Source organism: Thalassococcus lentus, assembly GCF_028023555.1.
GTDB classification, from domain to species: domain Bacteria; phylum Pseudomonadota; class Alphaproteobacteria; order Rhodobacterales; family Rhodobacteraceae; genus Thalassococcus_A; species Thalassococcus_A lentus.
Genome location: NZ_JAQIOY010000003.1, coordinates 113,569 through 127,134 on the forward strand (window position 1 = coordinate 113,569; position 13,566 = coordinate 127,134).

At 58.1% G+C, this 13,566-nt stretch carries 16 protein-coding genes; 12 read left to right on the forward strand and 4 right to left on the reverse strand.

Annotation, left to right across the window (positions count from 1 at the left end; translation table 11 throughout):
* Nucleotides 1-80: 80 nt before the first annotated feature.
* The 5 genes from PFY00_RS09550 to PFY00_RS09570 all read left to right on the forward strand — a co-directional run bounded on the left by PFY00_RS09550 (nucleotide 81) and on the right by PFY00_RS09570 (nucleotide 4,326).
* Nucleotides 81-1,781: an acyl-CoA dehydrogenase gene (locus tag PFY00_RS09550; protein WP_271432329.1), complete on the forward strand. Its 1,701-nt coding sequence runs from the start codon at nucleotides 81-83 to the stop codon at nucleotides 1,779-1,781.
* Nucleotides 1,781-2,821, forward strand: coding sequence for an MBL fold metallo-hydrolase (locus PFY00_RS09555; protein WP_271432330.1), 1,041 nt, complete (start codon nucleotides 1,781-1,783; stop codon nucleotides 2,819-2,821). Before PFY00_RS09550 ends, PFY00_RS09555 begins: the two co-directional genes overlap by 1 nt.
* Before the next feature lie 123 nt (nucleotides 2,822-2,944).
* A complete protein-coding gene (locus PFY00_RS09560) occupies nucleotides 2,945-3,403 on the forward strand; it encodes a DUF6173 family protein (protein WP_271432331.1) in 459 nt (152 codons plus the stop codon).
* A 115-nt stretch (nucleotides 3,404-3,518) separates the two neighbouring features.
* On the forward strand, nucleotides 3,519-3,653 hold the full coding sequence (locus PFY00_RS09565; protein ID WP_271432332.1) for an aa3-type cytochrome c oxidase subunit IV: 135 nt from the start codon (nucleotides 3,519-3,521) through the stop codon (nucleotides 3,651-3,653).
* A gap of 43 nt (nucleotides 3,654-3,696) precedes the next feature.
* Nucleotides 3,697-4,326: a hypothetical protein gene (locus PFY00_RS09570; RefSeq protein WP_408648455.1), complete on the forward strand. Its 630-nt coding sequence runs from the start codon at nucleotides 3,697-3,699 to the stop codon at nucleotides 4,324-4,326.
* Between the two features lie 6 nt (nucleotides 4,327-4,332).
* Here the strand turns inward: PFY00_RS09570 and PFY00_RS09575 are convergent, their stop codons facing one another.
* Nucleotides 4,333-4,659 (reverse strand): AzlD domain-containing protein, encoded by a 327-nt coding sequence (locus PFY00_RS09575; RefSeq protein ID WP_271432333.1) that lies wholly within the window; start codon nucleotides 4,657-4,659, stop codon nucleotides 4,333-4,335.
* Entirely contained in the window at nucleotides 4,656-5,357 is a 702-nt protein-coding gene (locus tag PFY00_RS09580; RefSeq protein WP_408648456.1) for an AzlC family ABC transporter permease, read from the reverse strand. Before PFY00_RS09580 ends, PFY00_RS09575 begins: the two co-directional genes overlap by 4 nt.
* 51 nt (nucleotides 5,358-5,408) lie before the next feature.
* On the opposite strand from PFY00_RS09580, the gene PFY00_RS09585 reads away from it, so the two are divergent.
* From PFY00_RS09585 to PFY00_RS09610, 6 genes are read left to right on the forward strand one after another with little or no spacing between them, the layout of a single operon-like run.
* The gene (locus tag PFY00_RS09585) at nucleotides 5,409-6,284 is read left to right on the forward strand and encodes a formate dehydrogenase accessory sulfurtransferase FdhD (RefSeq protein ID WP_271432335.1); all 876 of its coding nucleotides are present in this window, start codon (nucleotides 5,409-5,411) and stop codon (nucleotides 6,282-6,284) included.
* Entirely contained in the window at nucleotides 6,281-6,820 is a 540-nt protein-coding gene (locus PFY00_RS09590; RefSeq protein WP_271432336.1) for a hypothetical protein, read from the forward strand. The genes PFY00_RS09585 and PFY00_RS09590 overlap by 4 nt, the downstream gene beginning before the upstream one ends.
* Nucleotides 6,817-7,446 (forward strand): molybdenum cofactor guanylyltransferase MobA, encoded by a 630-nt coding sequence (mobA, locus tag PFY00_RS09595; protein WP_271432337.1) that lies wholly within the window; start codon nucleotides 6,817-6,819, stop codon nucleotides 7,444-7,446. Before PFY00_RS09590 ends, mobA begins: the two co-directional genes overlap by 4 nt.
* On the forward strand, nucleotides 7,443-7,934 hold the full coding sequence (mobB, locus tag PFY00_RS09600) for a molybdopterin-guanine dinucleotide biosynthesis protein B (protein ID WP_271432338.1): 492 nt from the start codon (nucleotides 7,443-7,445) through the stop codon (nucleotides 7,932-7,934). Before mobA ends, mobB begins: the two co-directional genes overlap by 4 nt.
* Before the next feature lie 20 nt (nucleotides 7,935-7,954).
* Nucleotides 7,955-8,782, forward strand: coding sequence for a molybdopterin guanine dinucleotide synthesis (locus PFY00_RS09605; RefSeq protein ID WP_271432339.1), 828 nt, complete (start codon nucleotides 7,955-7,957; stop codon nucleotides 8,780-8,782).
* Nucleotides 8,773-10,032 carry a molybdenum cofactor synthesis domain-containing protein gene (locus tag PFY00_RS09610; RefSeq protein ID WP_271432340.1) on the forward strand — a complete coding sequence of 420 codons (1,260 nt, stop codon included), beginning with the start codon at nucleotides 8,773-8,775 and terminating at the stop codon, nucleotides 10,030-10,032. Before PFY00_RS09605 ends, PFY00_RS09610 begins: the two co-directional genes overlap by 10 nt.
* Nucleotides 10,033-10,036: 4 nt before the next feature.
* Here the strand turns inward: PFY00_RS09610 and PFY00_RS09615 are convergent, their stop codons facing one another.
* Nucleotides 10,037-11,056, reverse strand: a complete 1,020-nt coding sequence (locus PFY00_RS09615; protein ID WP_271432341.1) for a hypothetical protein — start codon at nucleotides 11,054-11,056, stop codon at nucleotides 10,037-10,039.
* A gap of 11 nt (nucleotides 11,057-11,067) precedes the next feature.
* Nucleotides 11,068-11,538: a transcription elongation factor GreA gene (greA, locus tag PFY00_RS09620; protein WP_271432342.1), complete on the reverse strand. Its 471-nt coding sequence runs from the start codon at nucleotides 11,536-11,538 to the stop codon at nucleotides 11,068-11,070.
* A 316-nt stretch (nucleotides 11,539-11,854) separates the two neighbouring features.
* On the opposite strand from greA, the gene PFY00_RS09625 reads away from it, so the two are divergent.
* Nucleotides 11,855-13,504 carry an electron transfer flavoprotein-ubiquinone oxidoreductase gene (locus tag PFY00_RS09625; RefSeq protein ID WP_271432343.1) on the forward strand — a complete coding sequence of 550 codons (1,650 nt, stop codon included), beginning with the start codon at nucleotides 11,855-11,857 and terminating at the stop codon, nucleotides 13,502-13,504.
* Nucleotides 13,505-13,566: the final 62 nt, after the last annotated feature.

Consider the following 13,566-nt stretch of genomic DNA (forward strand, 5'->3'; position numbering starts at 1 on the left):
CCACGTAGGAGGCTTTACCCTAAGTCCCGGTGCCTCTAGCTACTAAAGCCGTGGCACATTGCCAACCCAAGAGGATTATCATGGCTTATCGCGCGCCGCTTGATGACTATCGCCAGTTGCTGAAGCATGTTGTCGGCTATGAAGCCGTGGCCGATACGCAGAAATACGCGGAGGCCGGGTTCGAAACCGCTGAGGCCATCCTGTCTGGGGCAGCAAAAGTTGCGCAGGAAATGGTCGCGCCGTTGCAACGGATCGGTGATCTCGATCCGGCACGGCTGGAAAACGGCGTTGTTCGAACGCCAAAGGGCTTTGCCGAAGGGTATCACGCGATTGCCGAAGGTGGCTGGGTCGCAATTTCTGCCCCAGAACAATACGGCGGAATGGATCTGCCGATTACGCTGACGACGATTGTGAATGAAATGATCTCAGGCGCGTGTGTGTCGTTGAACCTCACCACCTTGATGAGCCAAGGCCAGATTGAAGCGCTGGAGCACCATGCCAGCGACGCCATCAAGGAGATGTATATCCCCAAGCTGATTTCCGGCGAGTGGTGCGGGACGATGAACCTGACCGAGCCGCAGGCCGGTAGCGATGTCGGCGCGCTGACAACCAAGGCTGAAGAAAACGGTGACGGGACCTACGCAATCACAGGTCAGAAGATTTACATCAGTGGCGGCGACAATGACTTCGCATCGAACATTTGCCATCTCGTGCTGGCCCGGTTGCCCGGCGCACCGTCTGGTACGAAAGGGATTAGCCTGTTCCTGGTGCCCAAGCTTATTCCCGATGACAATGGCAATCCCGCTCAGCCTAACAGTCTCAAGGTCGTCAGCCTCGAGCATAAATTGGGCCTGCATGGCAGCGCCACCTGCGTGATGCAGTACGATGGAGCCAAAGGATGGCTGATCGGAGAGGAAGGCGGCGGCATGGCGGCCATGTTCACCATGATGAACAACGCACGGCTGGGTGTCGGGGTTCAGGGACTTGGCGTCGCGGAAGGCGCCTATCAGCACGCATTGGCCTATGCCATGGATCGCAAACAGGGGCGTTCGGAAACCGGGACAATCATCGGACATGCCGATGTGCGGCGCATGCTGGCAGGGATGAAGGCTGATATTTTCGTGGCCCGTTCCATCGCGTTGGCGAATGCTGTTGCTATCGACATGGCAAAGGCAACGGGCAGTGCCGATTGGAAGGCCCGCGCAGCCCTGTTGACCCCGATCACCAAGGCCTTTGGAACGGACACAGGCGTTGATGTGGCCAGTGCCGGGGTGCAGGTTCACGGCGGTATGGGCTTTATCGAGGAAACCGGCGCTGCACAGTTCCTGCGCGACGTGCGTGTGACGCCAATCTACGAGGGAACCAACGGTATCCAGGCAATGGATCTGGTCGGCCGCAAATTGATGGACGGTGGCGAGGCTGCTTTCGCGCTGGTCGATGAGATCGAGGGTTTTGCTGAATCTGTGCGTGGCAAAGCCCCGGATTTGGGCGAACCAGTCTGGCAGGCCTGCGAAACCCTTCGAGAGACGCTGGAAACACTGCTGTCCATGGACATGACGGATCGCTTTGCCGGTGCGGTGCCGTTTCTGCGTGGATTTGCACGGGTTCTGGGGGGCTATTACCATTTGCGCGCGGCGTTGGCCGAACCGGACAGCGCAACGGAACGTCTGGCACGGTTCTACATCACCCGAATTCTGCCGGAACATATGGGTTTGTTCGCACATGCCAAAGCTGGGTCTGAAACGCTGATGGCCCTGTCGCCTGATGATTTGGCCGCCTGATGGACGCTGGTTTCGACCCGATCCGCTACCCTTGGGATGCCCCGCCTGAGCCGGGCAAAGCGATCGAGGTCGCAGAAGGTGTCTTGTGGATGCGGCTGCCATTGCCGATGAAACTTGACCACGTGAATGTCTATGCGCTTGACGATGGCGACGGGTGGACCGTGGTAGATACCGGATTTTCCAGCCGCAAGAGCCGGTCAATCTGGCAGGATATCATCGACGGGCCTCTGGGAGGCAGACCGGTGCGCCGTGTCATCGTCACGCATCATCATCCGGACCATGTGGGCAATGCGGGCTGGTTTCAGTCTGAACATGGGGCAGAGCTGGTGACCACCCGCACAGCGTGGTTGTTCTCGCGGATGTTGCAACTGGATGCACAAGACCGTCCCACTGCCGAAACCATTGCCTATTGGAAAGGCTGTGGCATGGACCGGGATATTCTGGCCGAACGCATGGCTGAGCGTCCGTTCAACTTCGCCGATTGTGTATACCCCATGCCCCTTGGATTTACCCGAATTCAGCAAGGCAGCACAGTGCAGGCTGCAGGCAGAAACTGGACGGTCCACATCGGCAACGGCCATTCCCCTGAACATGCAACCCTGTGGTCGAACGATTGCAATCTGGTTTTGGCCGGAGATCAAATCCTGCCGTCAATCAGTTCCAACCTTGGGGTCTATGCAACAGAGCCTGAAGCAGACCCTGTTGCTGAGTGGCTAGAGGCTTGCGAGCGGTTTGCGACCATCGCGCAAAACAGTCATCTGGTCTTGGGTGGCCACAAACTGCCGTTCACCGGTCTGCCTGCGCGTCTGCGGCAGCTGATCGAAAACCATCACGGGGCGCTGGATCGATTGCACATGCATCTGAAAGAACCAAGGACGGCCGGTGATTGCTTTGCGCCTCTGTTCAAGCGTTCGATTGGCAGTGGCGAATACGGTTTGGCACTGGTCGAGTCGATGGCGCATTGCCTTCATCTTTGGCACGAAGGCCGCGCCACACGCGAACGCCGCGAAGACGGGGCATGGCTCTGGCAAGCTGTTTGACCTCGGAGGCTTGATCGCTACGGGGAACATTCGTGTGAACACCCCTTCGCAGGCAGCTTGGATTCGCGCTAGAAGTCCGTTGACCGACGCACACTATGCGCGCCCAAATGACGAGTACTGACCATGGATGATGCCATCGCCACCGCAGCCGAAGCCGTCGAGGCCGAAGCGCTCCCGCGCAAGATTGACCTGCATACCGAAGAAAGCGCGCCGCAGAACGGCCCTTTGCCAGAGGCGGTCACGTCAAAGCCAGTGACGCAGAAAAGCCCCGCAGAATGGGCGCATGAACGGCTGGTGCTTTATCTTCAGGCGTTTGAGCAGCAGCTGGACAACGAACATGAAGTGGCCATGGGCTTTGCCGGTGGAGAGGCCGGTGTTCTCAGAATTGAGGGGCTGGGCTACTTTGATCCGGACATCGTTACCTTTTATGGCACCGACCCGTCAGGCGCCCGAATGCAGCTGATCCAGCACGTCAGCCAGCTTTCGGTTGTGCTGCGCGCGATGCCAAAGGAAGTGGAACAAGAAGAACCGCGCCGTATTGGTTTCAGATTGGCCGCGGATTTGGGCAAGGAAAACAGCTAGCGGCGGCCTCAATCACATTTGAGGAACCGCGACATTTACGCAGTTTTGCCCGCGTGACAGCCGTCGGCAAATGCTGTAATTGCTGGCTCAAACGATGAAGATAAGGATTTGGCAAATGGCTGAACACAAGCACGGCACCATGGACATCTCAGTCCAGGAAAAAACCTTTGACGGGTTTATCAAGTTCACGATCCGCACGGTTTACGTGATTCTGGCGCTGGTTATCCTCATGGCGGTTTTCAACGCCTGAACGCTTTTTACAAAGCATTTTGATTAGCCGGAGATTTGTTGTGATGGGTATTGGTCGTTTTGGGCTGCTGGGTGCTGTGATGCTGGTTTTGGCATCCTGTGCCGAGGTTTCCACGGTTGGGGGTGATTCCTCGCCCGAGGCTGTTGCAGCTGCCGCGTACCGACATCCCGGGCCTCCGGCGATCACGCTCTATACAATGATCAACAACCGCAGCGGATCCGGTGCGCATACGTCGATCATGATCAATGGCTCGCAACGCGTGATATTCGATCCGGCCGGTTCGGTCCGTCTGAGCGCGATGCCGGAGCGCGGTGATGTGCTCTACGGCGTCACACCACAGGTCGCTGATTTCTATGAGCGCGCGCATGCACGCGAAACCTATCACGTTCGCATCCAGCGGATCGAGGTTTCCGCGGCTGTGGCCGAGCAGGCTCTGCGCCTTGTGATGGCAAATGGCACTGTTGCATCAGCGCGCTGTGCGGTGACAACCTCGGGCATTCTGCGTCAGCTTCCGGGCTTTGAAAGCCTGCCGCAAACGTGGTTCCCGAACCAGCTGGCTGATGGTTTTGCCACGCTGCCCGGCGTCAAGGAACGCCGCCTCTACGAAGAGGATGCTGACGACAAAGCGGTGGCAATTGCAGCCTATCAGCAGCAACTGGCTGCAGGTCAGTAACGGGGTTCAGCCAAGTACCTGACCACCTGCGATCAGGACAACGGCACCTGCGATCATGGCGCCGATCAGGCTCTTGAAAAAGTATCCAACAAGAAACGCAGCGCCTGCTGCGGCCAAGCGCAGTGGATCGGTCTGGCCGCCTGTTGCGCTGGGCCAGACGACCAGCGGGGCGACCAAAGCAGGCAGGATCGCCACGGCTGTGTAACGCAAATGGCGTAGCAGCCATTCCGGCAATGGCCGGTCCCCGATCAGGCCAAGAAAGGCAAAGCGCATCGCAAATGACCCTGCACCCAATGCTATGATCACAAACCAAAGATCGCTGTTCTGGATCATTGGCCCATCCTCCGCTCGATTTCAGCGCCAACCATCATCCCGCCCAAGCCGCCGACCATCAGGCCAAAGTTGAAGGGCAGCCAGGCAAAGCCCAGCGCCAGCAGGCTGGCCGAGAGTGCCGCGCCCCGATGTGCCGGAGTCCTTAGCATTGGCGAAATCAACGCGACAAAGGCGATGGGCAGAGCAAAATCCAACCCCATGGAACTGGGGATCGTTTCGCCGGCCAATGCCCCGACCAGCGTGCCGATGTACCACCCCGGCAGGATCGGCACGACGGTTCCCAGAAAATACCAGAACCGATGATTGACCGGCATCTCCGGGCTGGCTTCGAATTTGGCGCTGGCCAGCGCAAAGGACTGATCGACCAGTCCGTAGGCCACAAGTGCACGTTTCCAAAGTGGCAGGCTGCCCAGATAAGGCGTCATGGAGGCAGAATACATGGCCATGCGCATGTTGACGGCAAGCGCAGAGACCAGCGCCACGACAGCGGGCGCGTTTTCGGACATCAGTTGTAGCGCGGTGAACTGAGCAGCTCCGGCGATGACGACGATGGAAAAGGCCAGCGTTTCAAAGATGTTCAATCCAGCCTCAGTGGCCAGAACACCAAACAGAAGAGCAAAGGGGATCAGGACCAAAAGAAAGGGCAACGCATCGCGAAAGCCGCGCCAAAAGCTTGACATCACGTTGTGCTGCGCCATCACTTGAGCCTCGTGCCATTTCGTAAATTGCCCTAACACAAGAGCCTCGGGATGCAATCCAACAAAGACGGCTACATCATCGCCCCCAACCCGTCAGCGGGCGGACTAACCCGTCCCGTTACCGGAACGGATCAGACCGGCGCGCCCATTGATATTTCCGTGGTCGAAGAACGCCCGCTCACGATTTTTCTGAACAGTCGGGAAATCGTGACGGCCATGACCATTGGGGATTACCCGGAATATCTGGCTTTGGGTTTTTTGCGCAATCAGGGCATGCTGCGTGATGACGAAGAGATCACGGGCGTTGACTATGACGAGGAACTGGAAACCGTCGTCGTGCGCACCGCGATCGAAACCTCTTACGAGGACAAGCTACAGAAAAAGACCCGGACCAGCGGCTGCGCCGTGGGTACGGTTTTCGGGGATATGATGGAAGGCCTCGAAGGGTTGGTCCTGCCGCAAACCGAGGTCAAGGCATCCTGGCTTTATGCACTTGCGCACAAGATCAACACCACCCCATCGCTGTATCTGGAGGCCGGTGCCATTCATGGGTCGATCCTTTGCCATCAGGATCGCCCATTGGTCTATATGGAGGACGTGGGCCGCCATAACGCGGTGGACAAGATCGCCGGTTACATGCTGCGCCACGGGGTCAGTGCAGATGACAAGATCCTTTACACGACCGGCCGACTGACCTCTGAGATGGTGATCAAGACAGCGCTGATGGGGATCCCCGTTCTTGCCTCGCGATCGGGCTTTACGGCTTGGGGCGTGGAAATCGCCCGACAGGTCGGGTTGACCTGCATTGGCCGCATGCGCGGAAAACGTTTCGTCTGTCTTTCCGGGGACGACCGCCTTGTGCGTGACATTGACCCTGACAGCGTGCCGGATGAGGCAAAAAAGTCTGGACGAAAGGGTGCAGCGTGAGCGCGGTATTTGAACTCAAATACACGCCTAGTGAAGACCTGATATTCTGTGGACTTCTTGAAGCAGGCCGTGTCACGCCCCGGCGGTGGATCAACAAGTACCCACAGAAGTATTTCTTGGTGATCGGCGTTTACTGGCTCGTGATCTTCTTTTTCCGGGCAATTGAAACACGGCTGGGAGTGAACCTGTCTAGTGAAGTAGGTTTCCTTTTGGTCGGACTTTTGGTTGGTTGGTACGGCAAGGCTGCCCTGCAACGTGTTTATCAAAGAAAGTTTGCGCGCAGTGCTGCCGAAGCAGGGCAGCGCGAACTGCGTGTTACTCAGGACGTGATAGAACTGCGGGAACGCGGAGCAGCTCTACGACTTGGATTTGTTGGACTGGACCGCATCAGTTCCATCAACGGCGGCTCAGCCCTGATATATAACAGTCTGGTTGTGTCCGTGCCTGACACTGCTTTGCCAGAACAATACGACGGCCGCTCATTTCGAAACACACTAAGAAACTTGCGCCTTGACGCTGTGGGGTCTTCGGCATGAACCAGCCTTTGGGGGTCATCCTTGCCGGGGGGCAAGCCACGCGGATGGGTGGCGGCGACAAGGGGCTTTTGACATTGGGCAGTCAGACCCTTTTGGCTCGTGTTCTGGAACGTCTGGAGCCGCAGGTGGCATCTGTCGCCATCAACGCCAACGGAGATCCGGTCAGGTTTGCTGACTACGGCCATCCGGTTGTGGCCGACAGTTTGCAGGACTTTCCGGGCCCGTTGGCCGGGGTTCTGGCCGGTATGGATTGGGCGGCCAGCCAAGACGCTGATACCATTGTCACCGTAGCTGCGGACACACCGTTTTTTCCCTGCGATCTGGTGCCGCGGCTATTGCTGGCGTCAGAAGGTCAGGCACACCCCTTGGTGCTGGCGGCCACAAAGGGCGACGCAGAAACCAAAAGCAAATCACGCAGCGGATTGATCCGCCATCCCACCTTTGGCCTGTGGCCCGTTGCACTGCGAGACGACCTGCGCACGGCGCTGGGCGAAGGTCTGAAAAAGGTCGTGCTTTGGACGGAAAAACACGGCGGTCGAGAAGCGCTCTTTCCTTCCGAAGGGTTTGATCCATTCTTCAACGTGAACACACCTGACGATCTGGTTCAGGCAGAGGAGCTGCTATGAGGGTTTATGGCGTCACCGGCTGGAAGAATGCTGGCAAGACTGGGTTGATGGAACGGCTCGTGACCGAAATCACAGGCCGTGGTTTTAGCGTCAGTACGGTCAAACACGCGCATCACACCTTTGACGTTGATCATCCGGGCAAAGACAGCCACCGGCACAGAGTGGCAGGCGCGTCCGAAGTTATTTTGGCATCCCGCACGCGGGTCGCGCAGATGACCGAATTGCGTGGTGCGGACGAGCCCGCTTTGTCGGACTTGCTGGCGCGTCTCAGTCCTGTCGATCTGGTACTGATCGAAGGCTACAAGCGCGACACGCACCCAAAGGTCGAAGCATGGCGCGCTGAGACGGGCAACCCGTTGATCGCTCCCGGTGATCCGCACATCAAGGCTGTGGCCAGCGATACCCCGATGGATCTGGATCGTCCGGTCTTTGACCTGAACGATACCAAATCCATTGCAGATTTTATCCTGTCCGAGGTCGGTTTGTGATCGGTTTTGACCGGTTCGCGATGGTTGACTGGTCAGGCGGAAACGACACCGGGCCGCGCCCCAGAAAAGATGCGATCTGGATGGCTGTCTCGGACCATGGGCTGGACGCTGCGCCACTTTATCTCCGCAACAGGCAAGTGGCCGAGGCGGCCATCGGTGAGTTGATTGCGCATAGCCTTTCCGAAGGACAGCGGCTGATGATCGGGTTTGACTTTCCCTTTGGCTATCCGGCGGGCTTTGCCCAACAAGTCACAGGATCCGACGATCCACTTGTTTTGTGGGAATGGCTGGACGCGCACATCGAGGATCATCCTAAAGGCAATAACCGTTTCTCATTGGCTGGCCAGATCAACGCGCGATTTCCTGGAATTGGACCGTTCTGGTTCAACGCTACAAAAAGCGATGTTCCGGGCTTGCCGCGCAAGGATACGCGGCAAGGTCATGGAATGACCGAACGACGTGAGGCGGACCGTGCGGCTAAGGGAACATTCACCTGTTGGCAATTGGGGGGCGCTGGGGCCGTGGGCAGTCAGGTTCTCATGGGATTGCCGGTTTTAAGCCGGCTCCGAAAACGCTTTGCCGGACAGATCGCAGTCTGGCCGTTTGAAAGCCTCGATCGCCCGGTCGCTTTTGTCGAAATTTGGCCCTCGCTTTTGGCGCAGTCCGTGCGTGAGCGGCAGGCCCGAACAGGGGCTATTCGGGATGCGGTGCAGGTCGAAGTGGTTGCGCAGGCTTTGCACGCTCTTGATCCTGCGCGTCTCTCTGCGATGCTGAACGTCGATGCACCCCAAGAGGGCTGGATTCTCGGGTTGGGGTTTGAAGAGGAGCTGGAAGCCGCGTGTCTTTGAAGCCGCCGCCGCTAAAAAACGACTGTTTTGCTTTGCCGCCCGGCGTCGACTGGACACCGGTCGATGCGGCCAAGGCGCATCTGCAAGAACACTTGCGGGCCGTCGTCGCGGTTGAAACGGTCCCGTTGATGCAGGCCTCAGGCCGCGTGCTGGCCCAAGACCTCGTGGCTTGGCGTTCCAACCCGCCACAGGCCAATACGGCTGTTGATGGTTATGGGTTTGCCGCCGATTCAACTGGGGATGGCGATCAGCTTTTGCCTTTGGTCGCCGGGCGCGCCGCCGCAGGCGCGCCGCTGGACAGGGCGGTGCCCGCTGGTATGGCGGCCCGCGTTCTCACTGGCGCTGCTTTGCCGGATGGCGTGGACACGGTTGTTCTGGACGAAGACTGCTCGACAGACGGTGAAAAGGTCGCGTTCCGCGGCCCGGTCAAGCCGGGCGCAAACACTCGTAAGGCGGGCGAAGACGTCACCGAGGGTGACAGGTTTCTGGATGCTGGTCGCAGACTGACGCCTGCAGATATGGCCCTTTGCGCTGCCGTTGGTTTTGCAGATTTGCCGGTTTACGCGCCGCTGCGTGTCGCGGTTTTGTCCACGGGCGACGAAGTGATCGAGTCAGGACACCCTGCCGGGCCCGGGCAGATCTATGACGCGAACCGGCCCATGCTGTTGTCGATGATTGAACGGTTTGGGTTTGAACCCGTTGATATGGGGCGGGTGCCTGACAATCGCGATGCCTTGCGCGACCGGCTGAATGACGCGGCAGGTGCAGCGGATGTCATTTTGACGTCAGGTGGCGCATCTGCAGGCGACGAAGATCACGTTTCTGCCTTGCTGCGCGAAGCGGGGGCCATGCAACAATGGCGGATCGCTTTGAAACCGGGCCGCCCGCTTGCGCTGGGGCTTTGGAATGGCGTCCCTGTCTTCGGTTTGCCAGGCAACCCGGTCGCAGCATTGGTTTGCACGCTGGTTTTTGCGCGCCCGGCCATGGGGTTGCTGTCGGGCGAGGGCTGGTTCGAGCCTCAGGGTTTCGAGGTGCCCGCCGGTTTCGCCAAAAAGAAAAAACCCGGACGCCGGGAATATCTGCGTGCGCGCATACGCAACGGTGTGGTCGAAGTGTTCAAGTCCGAAGGGTCGGGGCGTATTTCCGGTCTAAGCTGGGCAGAAGGTTTGGTCGAATTACCCGATGGCGCGGCTGAGATCGAACCCGGCATCACTGTGCAGTATATCCCTTATGGGTCCTTCGGCCTTTAGCGCATCAATCGAATGTGCCCGCGACACGGCCCAGAAGCATGAAGGCGCGCGCCGTTCTTGTGCTGGCGAAATCGGTGATTTCCGCGTCGGTTGCGGCTTTTTCGAATTCTGCAAAGCTTTTGTCGAAACGGCGCAGAAAATGATGCGCTGCATCGCGAAAGATTGGATCCTGTTTCATGCGGCCCGCCGCCAAAGCAAGCGAAGACCGATCACGAATGCCGCCCAAGGGCGCGACCGGACGGCCGCGCATGCCTTGCGCAAAGGCGCGCCAGAGTTCCGGGCGGGCCAGATCAGGACGCAGATCGTCCATGTAAATTCCGTCCTGACTCAGCAAGGTCAGGATGTCCTGTGCGGCCTGAACCAGCTGTGACGCATTGCGATCCCGAAGTGCGCGTCTGAGCGCTGCAAAGCCTTCTTGGTCTTCCGCTGTTTCAGGAAAGTGCAGGGCGCGAATGAAATCGGTCGTCGACAAAGGTGGTTGCAGTGCTTCTGCCGGTGTTCCCAGTGACAGCGCAGGCTGGTCGTCTCCGGCCGCGCTGTTGGAACTGGAGGGAGCGGGGGCAGGCGGCGCAGCCTGCGCGGTATCACTGATCCTTGCAGAACTGAGCAGCGCGATGCTGGAGACGAGGTTTTTCTGAGCCGCAGCAATTTCATCCAGCCGTTTGACCAGAACCGGGTTCGGCGCCTCACTGCGGCCTTGTTGCGCTTGGTTGACGTAGGCCTGCCGCAACGCATCGATGGCTGCCTGAAGCCGCGCACTTTCGGAGCGCATCACCGAAGACGAACGCGCGGCCATTGCAGCAACCCAGATCAGCGCAACCGGAAACACGATGATCATCAGGATCAAGATGAAACGCAGCGATCCGTCGCTGTTTCCGCCCCCAAAGAGAAAGTACCCACCGGCCAACAAGAGCCAAAGCGCACAGGTGACCATTGCCACCACATCAATGGGCGTTATCCCGCCCTTTGCGCCGCCGTCATAGGCGCCGGGCAACGTGGTGCGCGCTGGTTTCTGATCGGCCATTCAACAAGCGCCTATTTGTATTCGATCTGCAGGATTTCGTAGCTCTTTTCGCCGCCCGGTGTGCGGACTTCGACGCTGTCGCCCTCTTCCTTGCCGATCAGGGCGCGGGCAATAGGCGATTTGATGTTCAGCAAACCTTTTTCGACGCTGGCTTCGTGTTCGCCGACAATCTGCCAGGTCTTTTCTTCATCGGTATCTTCGTCGACCAAAGTCACCGTTGCGCCGAATTTGACTGCGCCGGAAAGCGTGGAGGGGTCGATGACCTCGGTCAGGCCAAGAACGCCTTCGAGCTCTTTAATCCGTCCTTCGATGAAGCCCTGCTTTTCCCGCGCCGAATGGTATTCCGCATTTTCCTTCAGGTCACCGAGTTCCCGGGCTTCTGCGATGGCTTGAATAATTTCCGGGCGCTCTTTGGACTTGAGCGTTTTCAATTCGACTTCCAGCGCGGTGTGGCCCGCGCGGGTGATGAGGATCTTTTCCATGCTTCATGCCCCTGCTTTGGCAAATGCCGCGCGTTCCTACGATGCGGCCCTGTCGGTTGGCTGGCCGCTAAGTGACCCAATTGGCCCCTCAATTGCAAGTGTTCGTTGACCGGGTGCACGGGGCGCGTGTGATGGTGGGCAATACCTTGCGGATTCATGGGCTGCAGGATTGTTTGGGTGACGCACAAAGCAAAGGCATCTTTCGTTACGTAGATGTCGGTTTCCGTCCCTGTAACGCCGTGTCGCAATTGACGGTTGCTGCACCGCGGCTTACCAAGTCACGAAACAATATTGCGCGACGTCTGGAGGAAGCGAAATGGCTGAGATCGAACGCGAGTCGATGGAATACGATGTGGTGATTGTTGGCGCGGGCCCTGCAGGTCTGTCTGCTGCGATCCGTCTCAAGCAACTGGATGCGGATTGCCAGGTTGTTGTGTTGGAAAAAGGTTCGGAAGTCGGGGCGCATATCCTGTCCGGCGCGGTTCTGGATCCATGCGGCCTAGACGCCCTGATCCCCGACTGGAAAGAAAAAGGCGCGCCGTTGAACGTACCGGTCCGCGAAGATAATTTTTATATGCTCGGAGAAGCCGGAAAGCTGCGCATCCCGAACTTCCCGATGCCGCCCCTGATGAACAACCACGGCAACTACATCGTATCGATGGGCAATGTTTGCCGCTGGATGGCTGAACAGGCCGAAGCGCTAGGCGTAGAGATCTTTCCGGGCATGGCATGCTCTGAGTTGGTTTATGCCGATGACGGTTCGATCAAGGGCGTGGTCGCCGGCGAGTTTGGCAGAAATCCAGATGGAACACCGGGTGACGGTTATGAGCCAGGCATGGAACTGCACGGCAAATACGTCTTCCTGTCCGAAGGTGTACGCGGATCACTGTCCAAGGAAGTGATCGAAAAATTCGATCTTTCGGACGGTAAAGAGCCTCAGAAATTCGGGCTTGGCATGAAAGAGATCTGGGAAATTGATCCGGCCAAGCACAAGGAAGGCAGAGTAACACACACCATGGGCTGGCCGCTGGGCAGCAACGCTGGCGGTGGTTCGTTCATCTACCATCTGGAAAACAACCAAGTGTACGTCGGCTTCGTTGTTCACCTGAACTACGAAAACCCGCATCTGTTCCCATACATGGAATTCCAGCGCTTCAAGCATCACCCGATGGTGGCCGAGCTTTTGGAAGGCGGTAAGCGCGTGGCTTATGGCGCCCGTGCGATTTCCGAAGGTGGCTATCAGTCGATGCCGAAAATGGTTGCGCCGGGTGTGGCTCTGCTCGGGTGTAGCGTTGGCATGGTCAACGTTCCGCGTATCAAGGGCAACCACAATGCCATGTTGTCGGGCAAGGCTGCGGCAGAGGCAGCATACAAGGCCATTCAGGATGGTCGCGCCAGTGACGAGTTGACCGCCTATGAAGACGAAGTGCGCAACGGTGCCATCGGCAGCGATCTCAAGAAGGTCCGCAACGTCAAGCCTCTGTGGTCCAAGTACGGTCTGACTGCCAGCCTTATGCTGGGCGGCATGGACATGTGGACCAATACACTCGGATTTTCGCTGTTCGGTACGGTCAAGCATGGCAAGAATGATGCCGATGCAACCGGCAAGGCAGCCAAGTTCCAGCCGATCGATTACCCCAAGCCGGATGGCAAGTTGTCGTTCGATCGTCTGACCAATGTCAGCTTCAGCTTTACCAACCACGAGGAAAGCCAACCAGCGCATCTGCAGTTGAAGGATGCGGACGTTCCGATTGCAACCAATCTTCCGGACTACGCCGAGCCCGCGCAACGCTACTGCCCGGCTGGCGTTTATGAAGTGGTTCGAGAAGAGGGCAAAGCGCCGCGTTTTGTCATCAACTTCCAGAACTGCGTTCATTGCAAAACCTGCGACATCAAAGATCCGTCACAGAACATCAACTGGACGGTTCCGCAGGGTGGTGACGGACCAAACTACCCCAACATGTAAGTTGGAACGTCCAAAACAGTTTATGCAAAAGCCGGGGAATTGCCCCGGCTTTTGACGTTTTG